The 21,719-nt window shown below is 55.7% G+C and carries 15 protein-coding genes and 1 pseudogene; 4 read left to right on the top strand and 12 right to left on the bottom strand.

Features of this window, described 5'->3' with window-relative positions; genetic code table 11:
• The first annotated feature begins 716 nt into the window (after positions 1-716).
• Positions 717-2,381, top strand: a complete 1,665-nt coding sequence (locus WCT94_RS18770) for a methyl-accepting chemotaxis protein (protein ID WP_336871063.1) — start codon at positions 717-719, stop codon at positions 2,379-2,381.
• Between the two features lie 149 nt (positions 2,382-2,530).
• Here the strand turns inward: WCT94_RS18770 and WCT94_RS18765 are convergent, their stop codons facing one another.
• Together WCT94_RS18765 and WCT94_RS18760 are read right to left on the bottom strand one after the other, a co-directional pair.
• Positions 2,531-4,075 (bottom strand): carboxylesterase/lipase family protein, encoded by a 1,545-nt coding sequence (locus WCT94_RS18765; protein ID WP_336871061.1) that lies wholly within the window; start codon positions 4,073-4,075, stop codon positions 2,531-2,533.
• A 349-nt stretch (positions 4,076-4,424) separates the two neighbouring features.
• On the bottom strand, positions 4,425-5,411 hold the full coding sequence (locus WCT94_RS18760) for a methyltransferase domain-containing protein (protein WP_336871059.1): 987 nt from the start codon (positions 5,409-5,411) through the stop codon (positions 4,425-4,427).
• A 66-nt stretch (positions 5,412-5,477) separates the two neighbouring features.
• On the opposite strand from WCT94_RS18760, the gene WCT94_RS18755 reads away from it, so the two are divergent.
• On the top strand, positions 5,478-6,470 hold the full coding sequence (locus WCT94_RS18755; RefSeq protein ID WP_336871057.1) for an AraC family transcriptional regulator: 993 nt from the start codon (positions 5,478-5,480) through the stop codon (positions 6,468-6,470).
• 273 nt (positions 6,471-6,743) lie between these two features.
• Positions 6,744-7,463: pseudogene (locus tag WCT94_RS18750) on the top strand (MFS transporter).
• A gap of 79 nt (positions 7,464-7,542) precedes the next feature.
• Here the strand turns inward: WCT94_RS18750 and WCT94_RS18745 are convergent.
• From WCT94_RS18745 to WCT94_RS18700, 10 genes are all read right to left on the bottom strand, one after another.
• Complete coding sequence (locus tag WCT94_RS18745) at positions 7,543-7,782, bottom strand: hypothetical protein (RefSeq protein ID WP_336871055.1); 240 nt, start codon at positions 7,780-7,782, stop codon at positions 7,543-7,545.
• Between the two features lie 107 nt (positions 7,783-7,889).
• Positions 7,890-9,350, bottom strand: coding sequence for an AMP nucleosidase (locus WCT94_RS18740; protein ID WP_336871053.1), 1,461 nt, complete (start codon positions 9,348-9,350; stop codon positions 7,890-7,892).
• 138 nt (positions 9,351-9,488) lie between these two features.
• A complete protein-coding gene (locus tag WCT94_RS18735) occupies positions 9,489-11,267 on the bottom strand; it encodes an ABC transporter permease subunit (protein WP_336871051.1) in 1,779 nt (592 codons plus the stop codon).
• Positions 11,268-11,305: 38 nt separating this feature from the next.
• On the bottom strand, positions 11,306-12,817 hold the full coding sequence (locus tag WCT94_RS18730) for an ABC transporter substrate-binding protein (RefSeq protein WP_336871049.1): 1,512 nt from the start codon (positions 12,815-12,817) through the stop codon (positions 11,306-11,308).
• A 10-nt stretch (positions 12,818-12,827) separates the two neighbouring features.
• Positions 12,828-14,075: an MDR family MFS transporter gene (locus WCT94_RS18725; RefSeq protein WP_336871046.1), complete on the bottom strand. Its 1,248-nt coding sequence runs from the start codon at positions 14,073-14,075 to the stop codon at positions 12,828-12,830.
• Positions 14,076-14,175: 100 nt separating this feature from the next.
• On the bottom strand, positions 14,176-15,012 hold the full coding sequence (locus tag WCT94_RS18720) for an ABC transporter ATP-binding protein (RefSeq protein ID WP_336871044.1): 837 nt from the start codon (positions 15,010-15,012) through the stop codon (positions 14,176-14,178).
• Positions 15,009-15,848 (bottom strand): ATP-binding cassette domain-containing protein, encoded by an 840-nt coding sequence (locus tag WCT94_RS18715; RefSeq protein ID WP_336871071.1) that lies wholly within the window; start codon positions 15,846-15,848, stop codon positions 15,009-15,011. Before WCT94_RS18715 ends, WCT94_RS18720 begins: the two co-directional genes overlap by 4 nt.
• A 248-nt stretch (positions 15,849-16,096) precedes the next feature.
• Positions 16,097-17,890, bottom strand: a complete 1,794-nt coding sequence (locus tag WCT94_RS18710) for an aryl-sulfate sulfotransferase (protein ID WP_336871042.1) — start codon at positions 17,888-17,890, stop codon at positions 16,097-16,099.
• A gap of 16 nt (positions 17,891-17,906) precedes the next feature.
• On the bottom strand, positions 17,907-18,716 hold the full coding sequence (locus WCT94_RS18705; RefSeq protein ID WP_336871040.1) for an ABC transporter ATP-binding protein: 810 nt from the start codon (positions 18,714-18,716) through the stop codon (positions 17,907-17,909).
• Positions 18,713-20,326 carry an ABC transporter permease gene (locus WCT94_RS18700; protein WP_336871038.1) on the bottom strand — a complete coding sequence of 538 codons (1,614 nt, stop codon included), beginning with the start codon at positions 20,324-20,326 and terminating at the stop codon, positions 18,713-18,715. Before WCT94_RS18700 ends, WCT94_RS18705 begins: the two co-directional genes overlap by 4 nt.
• A 238-nt stretch (positions 20,327-20,564) precedes the next feature.
• Here WCT94_RS18700 and WCT94_RS18695 point away from each other — a divergent pair, with 238 nt between their 5' ends.
• A complete protein-coding gene (locus WCT94_RS18695; protein ID WP_336871035.1) occupies positions 20,565-21,710 on the top strand; it encodes an ABC transporter substrate-binding protein in 1,146 nt (381 codons plus the stop codon).
• Positions 21,711-21,719 lie beyond the last annotated feature (9 nt).

The raw sequence follows: 21,719 nt of genomic DNA, 5'->3' as shown, positions 1-21,719 counted from the left end.
CTGACTGGCTTTTTTTATGTTGATAGGTATTAAACGCTCTGTTTTTATCTTTACCCTCTAATTAATTCAGCAACGTTACGCTATACCGTTCGCCTTACCGCGTCATGATCTGGACGCTATCGTAGTTTATCTAAACTATTAGTCTTCTAATTTATAAATTCAATTTAATGAATAAAGATCAGGGCTTTTTTTCTGATAGAAAAAAACGATCGAATACAAAGAATTGAACGGTCTAATGATCGTTATTTCCGATCGATATTGCATTTATGATAGTGTAAGCTTATAGACCATAGCGAGAGTTTATCTCGAGGCTGTGTTTATGAATGTGTTTGCCTCCATTGAGGCATGACACCGACTAAAACAGAGGGCGTGAGGGTAAAAATTTAGCGTTCTTAATCATGATTCGATTTTAGTTATACGCACAAATAATGTGAAGTGCGAAATGATGTAAGATTTTTTCGAGTTAATTTATCAAGTAAACAATTTCTATAAGTAATTATCTTTACATATATGAGAAATATTATGGCTAAATGAATTTCTTATGCCAGTATTCTGCTACATGCATCACAAAATAAGAAGTTTATAGAAGCCAGGGAGCCGGTTGCAATAGCGGTTTGCTTTACCGTTTGTCGTGTTTTTTCAAATAATCGGTAGCTAATGTGTCTATTAATCGCAATTGGGTAAACATGGTAAGAATGTAACATTCTGGTGCTAATATGGATTTTTTTAAAAATATAAAAATTGGAAATAGACTTTCTCTTGGCTTTGGTTTGTTAATCATACTGACGTTGGTTTTGTCATCGGTAGGCTATTATTTTATGAAAAATATTGGTGCCGAAGTTGATGAGATCACTGAAGATAGAATGATGAAAGTCGATATGTTGCGTGACATTCAAGATATCCTGAATACCAATGTTCGTACTTTACGCGATATTATCCTCCTTCCTGCCGATAAAAATCAGGAAAAACAGGCGCTGAGGGCGGTCATCGTAAAGACGACCAACTCGGCAAGTGAAATATATAAAAGCCTCGATGCTAGCATTACTTCGCAAAAGGCGCGGGAGTTGTTTAACCAACTTATTGATATCAGAAAACAGTATAGTGTGAGCATTAACAAAGCTATTGACTATGCGATGGAAGAACAGGATGCACTGGCTACCGAATTGGTGTTTGGCGATATAGCCAATATCCAGTCGCTTTATTTTACCAAGCTCAATGAGTTGACTGCATTACAGGTCTCATTCGTTGATCATGCGAAGCTGTTGACCAAAGAGTATATCCACAATGCGCTGTTGTGGATGTTAGTGCTATCCGTTTTCTCTACGGTTTTAGGCTGCTTTACGGCTTGGCTATTAACCCGCAGTGTCACGGCGCCGTTATCTATTGCACTTTCTTCTGCGAAACGCATCAGCGAAGGCGATCTGAGCGGTTCGATTGTCGTCAATAACCGTGATGAAACGGGGCTGCTATTGGAGGCCATGCAGGAAATGCAAACGGCGCTAACACGGATGGTAGTGGGCGTCAGAAGCAATGCCGAGAGTGTCGCGACGGCCAGCATGCAGATTGCTCAGGGTAATGCTGATTTATCATCACGAACTGAAGAGCAGGCGAGTGCGCTGGAAGAAACCTCTTCGACCATGACGCAATTAGGGATGACGGTAAAAAATAATGCTGATAACGCGCTTCAGGCGAACGTGTTGGCGAAAAACGCAAGCACCGTGGCGCAGCAGGGAGGCGATGTTGTCAATGAGGTGGTGGACACGATGAGAACGATCAATGAAAGCTCGCGTAGCATTGCGGATATCATCAATGTCATCGACAGTATTGCCTTTCAGACGAATATTCTGGCGCTCAACGCCGCTGTTGAGGCCGCACGTGCTGGTGAACAAGGTCGTGGTTTTGCTGTTGTGGCGGGAGAAGTGCGTAACTTGGCACAGCGCAGTGCCGAAGCGGCTAAAGAAATTAAGAATCTGATTACGGCCAGCGTTGAACGCGTTGAGCTTGGCTCTGTGTTGGTTAACAAAGCGGGAGACACGATGCAGCAGGTCGTGATGTCTATTCGTCAGTTGAGCGATACGGTATCCGAGATCAGCGCGGCAAGCGCTGAACAGTCGACGGGGGTTGAACAGGTTGGGATTGCTGTCAGCCAAATGGATCAGACCACGCAGCAGAATGCTGCTTTGGTAGAAGAATCCGCTGCTGCCGCACAAAGCCTCAAAGATCAAGCCGATCAGCTCGTTAGAGAAGTTTCCGTGTTTAGAATTGCGGGCCATAAACCCTCAATGTTGCAACCTGCCACTCAGGCTCTCTCGCTTGTGGCGATGCTCCCTGTCTCTACTCGTGCAGCCGCTCAGCGTCCGTCAGATTGGACGAATTTTTAAAATATTATGGTAGCCAACATCTCAGGGATGTATTGAAAGTCAGCATAACAACAAGACGTTGCCTCAATAGGATTGTATAAGCATTTTTTGCCAGTCAGCGCGTGCTGACTGGCTTTTTGCTTTTCTATCACGGTATTGCTTTGCATACGCTATGGCGTACCGCTCTCCGCCAGTTTCTCGACCAGATCAAGACGCGCTTTCCACGGATCGGCGATATCACGAGTCTGCTCTGCACCTGTCGCAGGGATAAACAGAATGTTGTCTTTCTGGCTGCTATAGGTGTGCCATGTCGGCAAACCGCTGGCGTTAGGGTTACCAGTGCGGGCAAAGTTCACCCAGTACTGATTCATCTGCTGGGCAACGGCACGGTCTTGCGGCGTGGTTTTTTCGCCATAGCGTGCCGTTACCGTGTTAAAGACATACGGAATTTCGCTGGCGTGTACGGCAGCGGGCCACTGCTTGCGCATGCTATCGGCAACGTAGCCAAAGCGAAATTGCCAGACGGGTAGCGCGGCTTTTTCCCAAATTCGTGCGACAAAACGCGCTGGTTCCACCATAAAACGATCGCTCGACACGGCCTTGGCTATCTCCTGCGGCGACATGCCGTGGTAAGCCTGAAGGGCGTGCTGCCTATCGCTGGCAGGGAAAACGGCAACCGCGTCGTCTGACGTCGCGACCTTCGGCGGGAAACTGATATCGGCATCCGTGGCGCCAATCATCAGCGGCACACGCTGGAAGTTACCCTGACGGTAGCTATCCTGCGGCTCTGCGGCGATCGCTTTGCCATCGAGCATCGGGCCGGAATAATCCGGTGCATTCATGGAGGCCATATTCAGGCCGTTCACCACTTTTTCCGCTGGAATCTGCCGCAGCGACGCCAGTGCTTTCGTATCGTGACCGTGGATGCCATTGGCACCGGCGAAGGTGAGACCGGCCTGTTCTGCTTTTTGCCAGCTTTGGTTAGGCACGATATTTTGTCTGCCTGAGCCGGATTGAATAATCGCTTTCTGGAATAATCCCTGCGAGAGTTCGCTGGTCAGCAGAGAACCGACGGCAAAGCCGCCTGCGGATTCACCAAACAGGGTGACGTTTTGCGGATCGCCATGGAAAGCGGCGATGTTTTTCTGCACCCACTTCAGCGCCGCAATTTGATCCATCAGGCCGTAGTTGCCGCGCAGCGGCTGGTCGGCCAGCGCCGGATGAGCAAAAAAGCCAAAGCGGCCGACGCGATAGTTGAAACTGACGAAGATGACACCCTGACGGCCAAATTCCTGCCCGGAGTAAATCTCGGGCGAGGCGCCGCCGTTGACAAAGCCACCACCATAGACCCATACCATCACAGGCAGTGGGCCTGTGGCGTTGGCTGGGCGCCACACGTTGATGGTCAGGCAATCCTCACTAAACCCCACGCCGAGCGGCGCGGCATCGCCGGGAAAAGGATTCTGCATACAATCCTTGCCGTATGCCGTTGCTGAGCGAATATCGTTCCAGCTTTGTACCGGCTGCGGCGGTTGCCAGCGCAGTTCACCGATGGGAGGTGCGGCAAAGGGAATGCCTTTAAAAGCATCAACGCCTTGCGTCTCGGTCCCGCTGATGCGACCGCTGTCTAACGTCACCAGCGGATCGTTTGCCAGCGCTGGCTGGCTGACGGCAGCTATCAGTAATATCAGGCTGGCAGTGATTTTTTTATCCATGCGTTTTTCCTTAGGGATGAAAACAAAAAAACCTGCCAGACGTGATATGTCTATCACGTCTGGCAGGTTCGCCTTTTAACTCGTTATACTTCACGTTGCATGTACGTTAGCAGCGTTCAGTCACCCGAATCACTTACTTGAGTAAGCTCATCGGGATGCCTTCTCTTGCCGCCTGCCTGAAACTTGAATTATTTAGAGTTTCTCAATCAGTCACGCCCTGTAATGCCATTTATAGGCGCTTTGCACTGGGCTGACAACCTTAGGTGCGCAGAAATATGATAATCATCAACATGATGCAGCAGCAGCGTTGTCAGTCTTGCCTATGTCAGCGGGTAGGAATCATGTGCGGTTACCCGTGTTTGCGGGCGATCAGTACATTCAGCGGCGCCATAGGAAATGCCTGATGACGACGAGTTTCGACGGAGGTAAAGCCCGTTTCTAACAGCCACTGCGTCAGTTGACCTTCCCGCGTGACGTGGCGTCCACTCATTTGCATCGGCAGGTAGAACGGCAGAACCGGTGCGGCATCATCGGCCTCTTCGGCAATTTCCGCCTGTGCCAGAACCAGCGTGCCCTCCGATGCCAACGTATCGTGGAGCTCTGCCAGCATGGCGGGGATATCTTCGACAAAATGCAGGAAGGAAGAACTCCAAATCAGATCGTATTTTTCGTGAGGCAATGCGCCGCTTTGCGCCGACAGCCGTGCAGACAATCCGGCAGCGTCAATATTGCGCTGTGCCACGGCGGCGGTCTGCGGCAGGTCATACACCGTGCCGGAGATCTGAGCGTGACGTAGCGCCAGCGTAATCGCCACCCAGCCAGGGCCGCCACCCAGATCGAGAACGTGTCTGATTTGCGGGAAATCCGGCAGGCTGGAGAGAAGCTGCTCGGCACGGTCGGCCGTGATTGCCCGTTGTTCCTGAGCGATCTGCTGTTCCGCGGCGTTGGCCCACGCCGCATCGCGCGGTAATTCGCTCAACTGCGTCGGTAGAGGCTGAGGCATGCCGTCACCAAGCCCCTGACCAAACTGGCGCAGGCTGGTGAGGCGAAAACGCCAGGCGTCGCCCAGAAAACGCGAACTGCTGCGACAGAGTACGGCGGCGCAGGCCGGGGCGGTGCGATAGCCGTCGTGATGACGTGTCAGTAGTTGCATGCTCCACAGCAGTTCAAGCAGAAATCTGGTTTTTTCAGGCTGCCAGCCCAGCGTTGCCGCCAGCTGTTCCGACGTGGCGGCATCCTCCAATCGGTCGAAAATCTGCTGTTCCAGCGCCAAATGCAAGGCATCCGCCTTCACGCTGCTGGCGGCAAGCTGCCATAACGTCTCTAATGGATTCATAAGTGGCCTTTCTCATTGATGGTCAGTCGATAGGGAATATGCTATCTATAAATGAGAATCGTTATTATGTTCATTGTTATGCGAGACGGCGTTTTTCATATGCGAAACGGCGGGGGAAGAATGGCACAAAGACAGCAACGGGTGCGAGAGGAGCTATCGTCCGGCGATCGGTGTCGGATGAGTGAAGTGCATCGCGCTGATTCACGTCGCATCCTGCCGGGCGATATCGGTGAATGTTGGTCGAATTTCAGTCGTATTGATGCAGACCTGTCATTGGCACATTCGCAATACCGCCCGCGCCGCGCCTTAGTGGAAGAAACGCAGAACCCACATTCGCAACCCATGTTGGTCATGACGTTTGCGCTGGCAGGGGAGTCAGCATATTACGATCGCAGCGGTTCACAGATCTGGTTTCGCCAACAGCATGTCACGATTACGACGTTTGGCGCCAGCGTAGGTGAACGCCATTATCAGGCGCAGCAGCAGGTCGATCAGCTACGGCTGCTGGTGGGGAAAACGGCGGCGGCTCGTTATTTTGGCACGGACTGTGCGGAACAGCTGTTCAGTGGCGACGGGGTACAGCAGCGTGCGTTTGCGCCCGTCTCTGCGGCCAGCCAGGTTCATGTTAACGCACTGTGCGCTGACGCCGATCCGCTAAATCGCCATATCCATGCCTTAAGCCTGCTGGCGCAGCACCGCCACTTCCTACAGCCGGAAGAGAGGCGTGGTGCTATTCATCTACAGGAACGGCAGCAATTGGAGCAGGTATCGCGCTGGATGCGTGAACATCTGGCAGAACCGCTGACGCTGGCCTGCATTGCGACTCAGGCGGGGATGAGTGAATCCAGACTCAAACTTGGGTTTCATCGCTGCTTTGCGACCACGCCGGGTCAGATGCTATTGCGGATGCGCATGGAGCGGGCGCATCAGTTGCTGGAGCAGGGATTTCAGGTGGCGCAGACGGCCTGGCAAGTTGGCTATCGGTATCCCGCTAATTTCAGTCTGGCATTTACGCGCTATTTTAACCGTAACCCGAAAATGATTACTCCGCGTAAGTAATAATATCTGCTGACGTTAATGTGATGACTTTGTCATAATTATTTACCGTTATTTTCCCTTTGCTTTATTTCCATGCGTTATTTAGGCAGGCGGTGCCTGAATCCGAGCTTTTGTCCAAATTCTTCTATACTTCATCCAGCAGCATCAACGTGTAATGAATATTGCGACCAATAAGCAGTTTATTTTTCAGCGCGTAGTCGGGTGGTTCCCTGTGCATGAAAAGAGTGTTGTATTTTTAATAAAGGGTCGCTTTTTAAGCAAAGGAAAAAAAGGATGAGATTAAAAAAGAAAAAAATCGAACCGATGAAAATTCAGGACATTACCATTATTGATAATGCCAGACTTAAAAAATCCATTACCGCCGCCGCATTGGGCAATGCGATGGAATGGTTTGATTTTGGCGTATATGGTTTTGTGGCGTATGCGCTCGGACAGGTCTTTTTCCCCGGTGCTGACCCCGGCGTACAAATGATTGCCGCGCTGGCAACGTTCTCGGTTCCTTTTTTGGTTCGGCCGCTCGGCGGGATATTCTTTGGCGCGATGGGCGATAAATTTGGTCGCCAGAAAGTCTTGTCGATCACCATTATTATCATGTCGGTGAGCACATTCTGTATCGGCTTGATTCCGTCTTATGAATCGATCGGTATTTGGGCGCCGATACTGCTGTTGTTGGCAAAACTGGCGCAGGGATTCTCCGTTGGGGGTGAATATACCGGCGTGGCTGGTGGAATCAACCAGTAACTTATATATGCCGGCGTATTACCTGATGGTGATTGGGCTGATCGGTTTGATTACCGGGATGTCGATGCGTGAAACGGCAAACCAGCCGCTGAAAGGCGCAACGCCTGCGGCGTCGGATCGGACGGAAGCCAAAGAGCTATTGCAGGAATAGTACGACAATATTGAGCTGAAAATAGAAGAGATTGATGAGCAAATTGCGGAGCTGGAGAAGAAAAGGAAACGGCTGACGAACAGCATCCTGAGATGAATTGACGCCATTTACCGATAGTAAACAAACGCCACGAATGTGGCGCTTTTGCTATGTCGCGTACAACGACTCTGTCACGTAGGGCTAGCGACCAATGAGCCGCAGCTGGGTACAAAATGGGCAACCACAGCCGTTAACGGAGGTGGCATCGCACTGGCCGGGGTGAATGGTTTCCAGCCCCATTGGCGTAAAGCCAGAAAAGGTGCGCTTAGCCTCATCGATATTGCGTAATCCAGTCTCCGTAGACTGAGCTATTTTGGCCTGAAACGCCGAGGCTTGTGTCGCGACGAGGGAAAGAAACAGAAATGACAGACCTTTTTTCATCGGGCTTATCCGCTATGGAGTTTGGTTTGTTATAACATAACGTATTTCGCCGCGCCAGAGCAGCCGACCACCCGAATAGCGTCGGCTGTCTGAACAACGTCATGCGATTAACGGAACGGCGGTTCGTTAAAGGTGCGCAGTTTGCGCGAGTGCAGTTTGTCACTTTCCGCCCGCAGCAGATCGATAGTGCAAATGCCAATTTGCAAATGCTCCGAAATCGCCCCTTCATAGAAACGGTTCGCCTGTCCCGGCAGCTTGATTTCACCGTGTAACGGCTTATCCGAGACGCACAGCAGCGTGCCGTAAGGCACGCGGAAACGATACCCCTGCGCGGCAATCGTCGCACTTTCCATATCTACAGCGACGGCACGACTGAGGTTAAAGCGCAGGGCGGAGGCCGCGTAGCGGAGTTCCCAGTTGCGATCGTCGGTGGTAACCACCGTGCCGGTACGCAGGCGCTGCTTAACTTCTTCTCCCGGCATGCCGCTGACCATTTTGGTGGCGTCGTACAGCGCGCGCTGCACTTCGGCGATACTGGGAATCGGGATGTCAGGCGGCAATACGGCGTCCAGTACGTGATCGTCACGTAGGTAAGCGTGCGCCAGCACATAATCACCGATGGACTGACTCTCGCGCAGGCCGCCGCAGTGGCCGATCATCAGCCAGGCATGCGGACGCATCACCGCAAGGTGATCGCAGATGGTTTTCGCATTGGATGGCCCGACGCCAATGTTGACCATCGTAATCCCTTTACCCTGACGGGGGATAAGGTGATAGGCAGGCATCTGATGGTTCTTCCAGGCCAGATCGGACACCGTCTGCTCTGGGTTCGGTGTTTCGGCGGTGATGTAGATACCGCCCGCGCAGGATAGCGCCTCATAGGGACTATCGGGATCGGCAATCTGCGCACACGCCCAGCGTACAAACTCATCGACATAACGGGTGTAGTTGGTGAAGAGGATGAACGGCTGAATATGTTCCACCGGCGTGCCGGTGTAGTGTCGAAGCCGCGCCAGCGAGAAATCAGTGCGCAGGGCGTCGAAGTGCGACAGCGGCGATGTGGTGGTGGCATGAAACAGCCCGTCGGCCGTCTCGTCTCCAATCTGTGACAGTTCAGTGGTGGGGAAATGTTTGGCGATGCCCGCGCTCATGGAGCGGTCAAGAATCAGATCGGAACCGTCGAGCACGTAGGGGAACGGAATTTCCTGCTGTGACGGGCTGACGTCAATGGTGACATCATAATCCCCCTCCAGCAGCGCCAGCTGTTCCGCCAGATAAGCGCGCAGGAATGCCGGGCGGGTCACGGTGGTAGAGTAGCTGCCGGGATGGGTGAAACGTCCATAGGCGCGATGGCGGGGATGGCCGGTCGAATTGCCGCTCCAACTGACGCGCAGAGCCGGGTAGGAAAATAATCCCGCCGCGCGCGCGTTGGCATCGGGCAGGGTGCCATCATTGATGAAGTCCCCGATGGCGTCGCGCAGCGCTGAGACGGCGTCATCATACAGCGCTTCCAGTTTATCCAGAGTCTGAGTGACGGTAAGACTGACGTGGGCTCCGCTGTTATGCATATTCTCTCCTTTAAATTCTGTACTTCGGCAGAGGTTAGCTCACAGCGTAACTGAAGATGCCCAGCCCCGCCATCGTGAAATCTGGCGGGGCTGTGAGCGTGAAGATAAGCCAGCGCTTAGGCGGCGTCCCTCGATAGATTAGTGCTTGTGGCGACCGGAAAGATTCGCCGCGCTCACGGCCAGTATCGACAACACGCCGAGTGCGGCCGCCGGTGACAGCACGCCCCAGAAGGCACGTTCGATATACGGCATTCCTTCTGCCAGCACGCGTCCCCATTCTGGTGTCGGCGGTGAGGCACCCAGACCTAAGAAGCCGAGCGATGCCAGCGCCAGCGCGATGCCGGGCAATCGCAGCATGGCGTGACGAAAGAGTGGCCCAATCAGCGCAGGCAGAACATAGAGCAGACTGCGCCGTATCGGGCCCACGCCGAGAATCGGCAGCATGCGAATATAAGGGCGCGCATTAATTTCGGCGACCAGCGCCGCCGTGTGGGCAGCCAGCGGTGCCCAACTGACAGCAATCACGGCAATCGCCGCGCCCGTTGCCGTCGGGCCATTGACGGCGGCAACCAGCAACCCGGCAATCACCGGCGGCAGGGCGTTGGTCACTTCAATCGGGCCGGTGAGTAGGCGTGGGAACAGCCCAACCAGCAGGCCTATTGCCAGACAGGCCAGCGAGACTACCAGTGCCAGTAGACAGGTATTTAGCGTGCCGTGTGCGACGCGCGCCAGCAAGTCACGCCCCATCGCGTCTGCGCCAAAAGGCAGCAGCAACGACGGCGGTTGCAGGCGCAGAAAAGCGGACGTATAGGGATCGCGCGGCAAGCCAGCCAGCAACAGCAGCGCCAGCAGTAGCACGCAGATAACCGGTAGCCAGATGGCATGGCGAGACACGGGGCTACCACGTTCTTCCGGCACGGGCATCGCGCCGCTCCGCAGCGCGCGTCCGAGAATCAGCAGCCGTACGCCGCTGGCGGCGATACCCGCCAGTGACGCGATGAGTAAAAGAATCAACACGCCGACCTGCAAAGCGGGCAGATCCTGTGCGGCTGCGGCACCCAGCGTCGCACGTCCCAGACCGGGAATCGCGAATACTTTTTCGACGGCGATGGCTCCGCCGGTTAACGAAACCAGCACCAGCCCGACCAGCGGCATCACGCTGGGCAATGTGCGCTTCAGCACCGCCAGTGCGACATGACGACGGCTCACGCCCGCCACGCTCCAGGTGGTGAGCCAGTTTTCGCTGAACGTGGCGGAGAGTGCGTCGGCAATAATTCGGCCAAGGTAGCCACCTGCCGGAATACCGAGTGCCAGCGACGGCAGCACCGCGTAGTGTAAGCCCAGCCAGCCATAGGGCGGAAACCACTGTAGCCAGACGGCGCCGACGATCAGCAGAAACGACGCCAGCAGAAATTCAGGCAGTGCGGTAAATAAGGCGGCAAACAGACCGCCTGAACGATGAACCTGACCACGTAATCCCTGCCGAAAGGTTGGGGCGCACAACACGGCAGCCAGTGTGAAGGCCACCAGCGCTGAAGAGGCCATCAGCGTGAGCGATACGCCTGCCGCCTGCAACATCCCCGGAAGGACAGGTCGGCCAGACACCCAGGAATTGCCTGCATCGCCGTGTAACAGACCCGCCAGCCAGTTCAACAGCAATTGCAGCGGGCCCTGATCCAGCCCGAGAGAGTGACGAATGGCATTTAGCGTTTCCGCCGTCGCTTCCTGCTCGCCGGAACGAGCACGTAGCAGCGCCAGCGCCGGATCTTGACCGGACAACCACGGCAACATACCAATCAGCACCACGATCCCCGCCAGCGTCAGCAGCCGTGACAACAGCGGAATCAGCATGCCGTATCGCGGGCGTTGCGTCTGGTTGATGGTTGCACAGGTGCGGCAATACAGCGGTTCGCTCATAAACTCGTCATCTTTCTGGTTGCTGGGCGTGTTACCCGTTATTTCGCGTCGGTAGCAATATGCGTGGCGGCGTTAATCAGCGTGCGTTCACGCGGGTCGCGCAGGGCGTCTTTTACCTGCGCACTTTCACCCTGAATGACGCGCTCATGCAGCATCGGGATCGCAGCATCGCTGGCAAGGATCAGATTTTCAGCCTGCATGATGGCCTGACGGCGTGCAACGCCCGCAGGAATCGCAGCCGCTTTTTGTAACGCCTGATCGATTTCCGGGCGGCACAGCTGAGCGATGTTGAATGACCCTTCGCAGGCAAAATCGCTATACAGATAAGCCACCGGATCGCCGGAATCCAGCACCGTCGCGCGGGATAAAATAAAGGCGTCAAACTTGCCAGCCAGCGCGTCGGACTCAATCTGCGCATACTCACGTACCACCTGTTTCACCGTAAATCCGGCGGCGGTAAGCTGCTGTGCCAGATAGACTGCCACCTCAGGCAGCTCGGCGCGATCGCTGAAGGTTGCCAGCGTGATAGTCGCCCCCGCAGGCGTACCGGCTTTGACCGGATTCGCTACTGGCTGGCGCAGTTCTGCCGCCCACGGCAACGCAGGGCCTAGCAGACCCTGCGCGATGTCGGCGCGTTTCTCATAGACGTTATCCACCAGCTGTTGGCGATTGATGGCATCACGCACGGCGGCACGCATCGCGGGATCTTGCATCACGCCGTGGCGCGTATTCAGATACAGTGTGTTGGTACGCGGCATCGGGACTTCATGCACCAGCGATTGATCCAACAGCGGTGCCTGAGAAACCGGAATGGCTTCGACAATGTCTGCCGTGCCGGTACGTAATGCGGCCGCACGCGCCGCACCGTCAGAGACAAAGCTGACGTCGATTCCGCTGGCCTGCGCTTTTTCACCCCAGTAACCGTCGAATCTATCTAACACCGCGCTGCTGGTGCCAGTAACGCTACGCAGAACAAACGGGCCGCTTCCGGTATTGACCGGGTTAACGACGCCATTCTGGCCGTAGGCATGAGTAGACATAATCGCTAGCTGTGGGCTGGATAAACGTTGAGGCAGCAGCGGGTCCGCTTTAGCGGTGGAGACAATCACGGCATTATCGCCATCGGCTTTTACCGTTAGCTGCACGCCGTCCAGAATGCGTGGCTTGGGAGCCGCGGTGGATGCGACGGTGAGCGAGTTGACCACCGTCGCGGCGTTTAACGTGGTGTTATCATGAAAATGGACGTTGGGACGCAGCTCAAAACGCCAGGATTTATCATCGATCTGCTTCCATGTTGTCGCCAGCGCGGGCTGGGCTTCGCCGAGCTTGTCGAGCACCACTAGCGTTTCTGCCGTGCTCCAGCGCGACAGCTTAAAGGCATCATCGCTCAGCGGCGTCAGGCCGGAGCGCGGTGGTTGAAGCATCGCCAGTTTGATTCGACCGTCATGATGCGAGGTGTGATTTTCCTCCGGCTCGTTGAAGCAACCTGACAGCAGCAGCGTGGCTGATAGCAAGCCAGAAACGGGCCACAGGCGATTACGCATATTCATCAATCTGTCCTTATTCATTCACGGTTGAAGCGGATTTAAACGGGCGGCAGATGACCATCATCGCCAGCGAACTGCACAGTGGCACCGCGGCGAGCAGTACCCATGGAATGGCAGCCTGTGGCGATGGCGTCAGCGCACGGTCGAGCTGGCTACCGAGTACAAAGTTGCCGACCAGAACAGCAATGCCGCCCATCGATGCCAGCGCGCCATAGTGCGCCCCCAGATTCTGGTTGTTGGCAAAACGCGGGATGAGATCCATGCCAACGGGGACGATTAACATCTGTCCCAGCGTTAACAGGGTAATCAAGGAGATAGCCGGAAGCAGGCGCTGCCACCCTTCTGGCGGCGTGCTGGAAGCAAACAGGGCGACACTAAGGAACGAGGCAGATAGCAGTGCGAAGCCCAATGGCAGCATGCGTGCTGCACCAACCCGGCGGGCAAAACGCGCCAGCGGAAGCTGTAATCCGATCACCAGCAGGGAAGCCAGAACAAACAAAGGGCCGAGGTCTTTCTCACTGCTGCCGGAGCGGTGCAGTTCAACCGGCAGCGCCAGATAAAGCTGGTTGTAGCTGAACAGGTAAGCGCTGTAGGCAATGATGAACGCCACAAAGCGCCGCTGGCGGAAAGTCTCCCACCATGGGGCGATATGTAGTTCACCCTGATTGCGCTGCGTCGGCGGCAGGCTGAAAAACAGGACGATGAGCGCGATGACAAAGACGCCCGCGCCAGCGAGCGCCACGCGCTGGAATCCGTATCCAGCCAGTACCGAGCCCAGCAGGGGACCCAACACCGCGCCTAGCTCGCCGCAAATCGCAAACAGGGCGAACCACTCGGAGCGGCTGCGTTTTCCCTCTTTTTCACTTTGCGTACCGGCTTGCGCCATTAATGCTTCAATCGCGGGAGAGAACAGGGCTCCGCCGACGCCGGTCAGGCAGGCACCGAGAATAATCGGCCACAGCGAATCGCCCAGCGCCAGCAGGAGATAACCGCTGATGCGCACGACACAGCCGCACAGGATAATTACGCGTGCGCCAAAGCGGTCAGCCAGCGCGCCGCCGACTAAAAACATGCCCTGTTGAGAAAAGGTGCGTAAGCCAATCACCAGCCCGATAGCCCAGCCGGAAAGCAGCATGTCGTCACGCAGGAAAATCGCCAGAAACGGCACGACGGCATAAAAGCCAATGTTGAAAACAAGCTGGCTGCCCAGAAGCAACGGAGGGTAAGGTCGCGGCGTGCGGCTGGCGGTTAGGTCTGACATGTCATGGTCCGTTATAAGAAAAGTCGTTATAAAAAAGCCCGTTATGGGAAAATGTGTTATTGACGCGGTATTTTATTGTAAAAAGAATGTTTTCGGCGAGCTAATAGCCAGACGTCGACAGCGCGGGCACGGCCTGCAACAGACGGGCCGTGTGCGCCTGTTGCGGTGACGCCAGCACCTCGGCGGTGGGGCGATCTTCAATGATGCATCCGCTGTCCATGACCAGCATTCTGTCGCATAGGCCAGCGAGCATGGAAATGTCGTGCGACACCATCAGTAAGCCCATCTTGTTTTGTTCTGTGACCTGTTGAAGCAGGGCTTTAATCTGTTCACGTAGCGGCAAATCCAGGCCGCTGACGGGTTCATCCGCCAGTAAAAATTCGGGTTGAATCATCAGCGCTCGTGCCAGCGCGACGCGCTGTGCCTGCCCACCGGAAAGCTGTCCGGCGACCTTGTCCAGAAGCGTGGCGCTTAGCCCGACCTGATCCATGACTTCACGCAGGCGGGTCGAATTCTTCCCATTAACATGTCGGTTTTCATCAGGACGGAGCCGTTTCAGCGGCTCGATGAGGAGATCGGCAACGCGCTGATGCGGTGCAAGCGAGCCCGCCGGATCCTGCGGAATATACTGAACGCGGCGGCGATACCAGAGCAGCGAACGTACCGATCCCGGTTTAATCAGGTTGCCGTCGCAGTACACGGCGCCACGCTCCGGCGCTTCAAGCGCGAGCAGCGTTTTTAGCAGCGTGGATTTACCGCAGCCGGACGCACCAACCAGCCCGACGCGTTCATGCTGTTGCATCGCCAGCGACAGGTCATGAAAAATCGCACTGGCAGGATTGGCCTTTTGCCACGGTAAACGTGACGTCTGACGATAGCGGCTGACATGTTCGAGGCTTAAAAACGGTGTGGGAACCGCATGCAGGTGGTGGTTCATCCAGCGAGCGCTCCGACAGTGGCTGAAGGTCGTACATTTGCCAGTAACACATTGTCGGATAAAAGCGTGTCAGCGCGACGTGCGGCAGCGACCAGACTGCGGGTATACGGTTGCTGTGGTGCATTCAGCAGTTGCAGCATACTGCCGGATTCCACGATCTGCCCGTTCTCCATCACCAGTCCGCGTTGGCAGAGCTGGGCGGCGACAGCGATATCATGTGTAATAAACAACAGGGCGGGGGCATCTGGCTGCGCGCTACGTTCCTGTAAGACTTGCAATACCTGCTGCTGGGTAATGACATCAAGCGCGGTGGTGGGTTCGTCCGCCACCAGCAGACGCGTCTTGCCGAGCAGCGCAAGGGTAATACAAATGCGCTGACGCTGTCCGCCGGACAATTCGGCGGGATAGCGTTGCAGCAGGTTGGGGATATCATCCAACTGCATGGCGCTAAGGAGCGCTGAAAGCTCTGCGGAAGAGGTGGTTTTCAACGCCAGTGACAGCTGCTTTCCTAACGGCATAAGGGGATTCAGCGCCGTTGCCGAATCCTGGAACACGGCAGAGACGCGGCCAGTCTGCGGGCGGGCCAGCGCTTTCAACTGACCCACCTCTTCGCCATTGACCCGAATGCTACCACTAACCTGACAACCCGCTGGCGGCGTGCCGATGACTGCTTTGGCGGTGAGGGATTTACCGGAACCGGATGCGCCGAGTAAACAGACACGTTCACCCGCGAACAGCGTAAAACTGATATCGCTGACTTTGGTTTCGCCACCCATAGACAGGCTAAGGTCCTCCACCTGAAGAATGGCGTCTGTGTGTCTGTTCCAGTTAATCATGGCTAACGTATACGGTTGATGTAAATCGATATGTAATAACATAACAAATTACAACGAAGTGATGCAAAGGAAATGTGATCCAGCGCGTATAAATTGGCGCATCGATGCCGCTCACTCGGCGGCCACGTTCACCGCTGAATAATTTTTTAAGCCGGATGATGAAGAAACCATCATAAGATGTGCTCGTGCGTAGAAATCAATGTGGATAGAGCGATCTCACTGGAAGCGAGATCGCATTCAGCGGGGGGTTAGCGTTGCTGTGCGGCCAGCCACTGGCGTAGGCGTTCGGGTTGCTGTGCGCCGCTCAAGCGAGCAAGCTCTTCACCGTTTTCGAACCATAGCAGGGTCGGTAACGTTCTGACCGCCAGTTTCTCCGCCAGGGTAATGTGATGATCGGCGTCCAGATAATGGCTCGGTAAGTGGCGATATTCCTCGTTATCCAGAATCGTTTCCAACTGGCGGTAGAGGCTTTTGCAGTGGACGCAGCGCTCCGCGCCGACCAGCAGCAACTGTGGATCTTGTTGGGCTGCCAGTTCAGGCCAGTCGTCAGCGGTCACTGAAGCAAAGCGCTCGCGGTTGACGACAAAGAGCTTCGGGCTGCGCTTGAGGTCTTCGCTGTCGGTTGCGACGCACAGGGCATCGCCGCTCTTTTTGTAGGGGCGCGTGCCCTCAATACGAATGACGCTGGCGAAGCCGGGGGCGGCGGCTCCCGGTTGACGTAGCTGAGTGTTATCGGGGGCGATCACTGGCGTTTCCTGTGGACGCGGCAACTGTGGCACCCACTCGTAGGGCACGCGGTAAGCGCGATACAGCATGTTGGTATTCACCGTCTTGCCCCAATACGGGGAAATAAACTCCCAGACAATCTCATGATCGACGGTGACTTCAAAGAGTCGACCATTGGCACCTTCGTTAATCAGTGTATTGCCGTTCGGCAGGCGCTGGATATTACTGATGTACGGGCTGTAAAAACGAAAAGCGTCGGTCGGGTGTGGAATGCCTGCTTCGTAGGGCGAATAGCGCCAGACAATATCCAGCGTCACCGGGTTGATTTCTAGCACGCGCGAATAGTCACGCCAGGCGTTTTTCACGCCGTCGGCCGAGGCCGGATTGGGGGCGCCGTAGCCTGCCCAGCCGCCGTTATCAAACACCAGAATATTGCCCGCGCCCGGCAAGCCTGCGGGGATCATATGCGCGTGATGCTGGCCGATAATCCAGCCAATGTGTTTGAGTTCCGGCGTGTTGTAATTCGGGCCAAGCTGCCAGACGATATTGCCGCTTTGCTTGTCGATGATGGCGATGATGTTGGACTCACGGGCGTCCCAGATAATGTTATCCGGATGGAAACGAGTATCGCCCTGATCGAACCACGGATTGGAGCCGAGTGCCGACATGGAGTTGATGTGCATCCAGTCGCCCATCCCGCCGCCGCTTTTACGCAGGTTAGGATTGTTGTACAGCGCGGTTTTCGCATCGTCGTCAAAGCCCAACTCGTCAAAATGATCGCTGCAACGCCATTCCCATAAGATGTTACCTTCCCAGTCCACCTCGATAATGGTGTCGTCGAGCAGCAGTTTGTCGCTGATCCTTTCGTTATGTAGATTGGTATGCGCCAGCAGTAGCGTGTTGCCGCCAATCGACTGCGGCTCTTGTCCCGGTGCGTAATAGCCGACCGGATTGCCGCTGCGCTGGTAGTCATGATGGACGCGCGCCATCCATTCTGGTGGGAGATCGGGATCGGTAATGTGTTCATAGCCGTTGAATTTCCAGACGACGTTGCCGTCCCAGTCCACCTGAATCAGATCGACCATGTCCTGCATGCCGTAGCGTGAATCGCGTTCACCGCTGTGCCCGAGGATGTAACCGCCGGGCAGGATCTTGTTGGGAAAACCGTGCAAGCCTTCCCACAGGCGTAATTCGGTGCCGTTCATATCTACCAGCACCGCGCCGCGCTCCAGCGCCTGAAAGACGGTGTAGCCGCCCCAGGCTTTTTCCGGGTTGTAAATCGTCGTGCCGGTCGGGTAGACGGAAGGGTGTCCCATAATGGTGCTCCAGTATTTATGAGTTCAGTGAAGAGAAAGCGGCCGCGGTATCGGCGGGCTGCGTCAGCAGTGCGAGCAACTGGCTGCACTGCTGGTGAAAATCTTGGCTATCACGCTGGCGCGGATGCGGCAGCGAAATTGTCGCAATCTGGCGGATACGACCCGGTCGCGGTGCCAGTACGACGACGCGATCGGCGAGATAGACGGCTTCTTCGACGTCGTGGGTGACCAGCAGCGTGGTGGTGCCCTCCGCCTGATGAATACGGCGCAGCTCCTGCTGCATCTGCTGACGCGTTAGCGCATCCAGCGCACCAAAAGGCTCATCCAGCATCAGGATGCGTGGGTTGGCGACCAGACCTCGCGCGATCGCGACACGCTGCGCCATGCCGCCGGAGAGCTGGGCGGGTAGGGCGTCGGCAAAATCCTGCAAGTGCACAAGCTGAATAAAGTGGTCGATCAGGCGTTTCCGCTCTTTGCTATCGATCGCCTCATTCGCCAGCCCAAGCGCGATATTTTGCCGTACCGTCAGCCACGGAAACAGACGCGGTTCCTGAAACACCATGCCGCGCTCGCGCCCGATACCGCGCACGGTTTGCCCTTCAACCAGTACGCGTCCCTGATAGTCGTTGTCCAGACCGACCAACATACGTAACAGTGTAGATTTGCCGCAGCCGCTGCTGCCGACAATGGCGACCAGTTCACCGCTGTGAATCGATAGGGAAAAATCATCAATCACCGTCAGCGCTTCGCCCTGCACGCGAAACTGTTTACGCAGGCGATCGAACTGCACCACCGGTGGTGGCACATTAAGGGGAGTGGACGTCATGCGATTTCTCCTGCGGAACGCCAGCGCGTCATCCGCTGTTCCAGACCTAATCCAACGCGGTCGAGCACCGCGCCCGTTAATCCAATCAACAGCATGCCGCTGATAATCAGGGGCATATCCAGTAACTGTTGGGCGTTGATCATCAGGCTGCCGATTCCCGTGCCGGATGACATGAAATATTCCGCGCCGATGGTGCCAAGCCAGGCGTAAATCAGCGACAGACGTAAACCCGCAAAGATGGCGGGGGCAGCACCCGGCAGAATCAGCACCCTCAGACGAGTTGAGAGACGGAGCTGTAACACCTGTGCGACTTCCTGTAAGGCCTGCGAACGCTGGCGGATACCGCGATGGCTGGCTACCAGCATGGGGAAGAAGGAGGCCAGAGCGACAAAGGTGATTTTCCCGGCTTCATCGTTGCCAACCCAGGCGGTCAGCAGCGGTAGCCAGGCAAACAGTGCGATCTGACGCAGCGTCGCGACCGTGGGCGTAAAAAGGGCGTCGCTGGTGGCGTTTAGCCCCAGTAGTACGCCACCTATGAGGCCAGCAACAATGCCGCATACCGCACCGGCGAGCGCGCGAGTCAGGCTGGCCTGCATCGCCTCGGTGAGTGAACCGTCACGCATGCCTTGCAGCAACATGTGCCACACGTCTGCGGGTGGTGGTAGGAGTAACGGATCGATCCAGCCAAAACGGCTGGACTGTTGCCAGAACAGCAGAAGCAGGAACGGTAAAACCAGTGCGGATAAGCGGCGAGACGGTGCAACGGTTAAGCGACTGAGCGGCGGGTGTGGCCAGAAGACCAGACGACGTTCCAACTGATTGATTGTCCACTCCATCGTCAGCCCTGCCAGCCCTATCACGGCGATGCAGACAAACACGATATCCAGTTGAAACAGCTGGCGTCCCCATACCAGCAGGTAGCCAATGCCCTGAGACGACGCCAGCAGTTCGACCACAATCAGCGATACCCATGCCTGCGAAAGCGCCAGTCGTAAGCCGGTTAGCCAGGTGGGGAGCGTGGCAGGCAACGTTAATTTGATGAGGCGCTGATGCCACGGCAGGCGCAGAGTGCGGGCGACTTCCTGTAGTGCATACGGCACGTTGCGCACGCCCGTTTGCGTATGCAGCGTCACCGGGATAATTACCGCCTTAATGATGACAGCAAGTTTTAAGCCGTCATCAATGCCAAACAGCACCATAAATAGCGGGATCCAGCCCAGCGTCGGGATCTGTGCCAGCGCGTATACCGTCGGATGCAGCAAATGTTCGGCGCGGCGCGAAGCCCCCATGAGCGCACCGAGCAGCGTTCCCGCCAGTACGCCAGCCAGCAGACCGCTGGCCAACCGTTGCAGGCTGATAAAGAGCTGTGGCAGGAGATCGTGGTGCCAGAGTTCGACGGCGGTGTTAGCGACGACGTTGGGGGCAGGGAGAATCTGGGCGGGCATCCAGCCGTAGTGGGTGCTGATATACCACAGCGCCAGCAGTGCCAGCGGCACGATGAGTGGTACTACAAGCGACACGACTATTGACATGACAAGAGAATAGACCCGCGCAATTGGCAGAGCAGGCCAGACGTTCGCGTTTTTTTTCAGCAGTATCGACTTATTCATTTTATTCCACGAAAGCATCACGGCTGGATGAATAGGGAATAAAAAACAGGTTTCAGCCTTGAACGCCAATGCAATAAAACGATGGCCGCCGTGCAAGAAATGCATATGCGCAGCCCACGCCCGCCAGCGCTGATTTATGCTTTTTTCCGCTGAACAAACCTGTAAATGTTATTTAAGCCTGATGCAGACGGTTCGTTAGTTTTCATGGCAGATGAAACAAATTATTGAGGAAAACCGTATGCACCAACCATCAATCCCATCGATAACTCTTTTATCGGTAACTCTCCATCCTCGCTGGCGACAGGGGCTGCATAAGCTCATGGGCATTGCTCTGCTGATGAGCACGGCGCTAATGGCATCGACCGTTCAGGCGAACGACACTGCTCCGCAGGATGCACAGAAGCCGACGGAGATTCGCATTGGTTTGCCGGACCAAAGCGCGGGCAGCAAACCCTTTATCCGCGGGCCGTTGGGGTTGGCGCATATTCAAAAGCAACTGGAGAAAGAATTTGAACCGCAGGGTATCAAAATTCAGTGGTCGTTCTTTAAAGGCGCGGGCCCGGCGGTCAATGAGGCGCTGGCGAATAAGCAGTTGGATGTGGTGTATTTGGGCGATCTGGCGGCCATTATTGGTCGGGCGGGGGGATTGCCGACGCGGGTGCTGGTGGGATCGCGCGGCGCTAATTCTTATCTGGCGGCGACGCCGGAATCGGGTATTCAACGCATTGAAGATTTACGCGGTAAGCGGATTGCAGTCTACAAGGGAACGGCCGATCAGCTGTCGTTTGAGCGCGCGATTAAAAGCGTTGGACTCAATGAGCGCGACGTGCGGGTCATCAATCTGGACTGGACGGCGGGCAAAGCGGCGCTCGCAGCCAGACGCGTGGATGCAGTATGGGGCGGCGTCTCCCTGCTGGCGTTGCGTAAGCAGGGCATCAATATTGTGACCACCAGCCGGGCACTGGGCTGGGCGAATACCACGCAGGCTGCGGTGCTGGCGACGCAGGATTTTATCGACCGCTACCCAGGCACGACGCAGCAACTGGTGAATGTGCTGGTGGACAATGCGCAGTGGATCGGCGAGGCGCAGCACCTGCCGGACTATACCGCGCTAATGGCAGAGCAGAGCCAGATTCCGCAGGCGATCTTTCAGGAAGAGCTGAAAGCGGAAGATCTCCCGTTTCAAAGCTCGCCACGCCTCGATCCGTTCCTGCTGAGCAGTTTACAGGACAGCATCGAGCGGGCGAAAGCCGCCGGACTTATTCGCAACTCGTTTTCAGCCAGCGACTGGTTTGCTGGCGAGTTTGCCGATCGGGCATTGAAGGCCAAAGGACTGGAGTCAAATTGGCCGGTGTATGACGCCAGCGGCAATCCTGCGAAATAACCACGTAGG

The sequence above is a fragment of the Pectobacterium sp. 1950-15 genome, assembly GCF_037136835.1.
Lineage (GTDB): Bacteria > Pseudomonadota > Gammaproteobacteria > Enterobacterales > Enterobacteriaceae > Pectobacterium.
The sequence above is the reverse complement of the archived record's forward strand: the minus strand, read 5'-3'. Positions and strand labels throughout refer to the sequence as shown.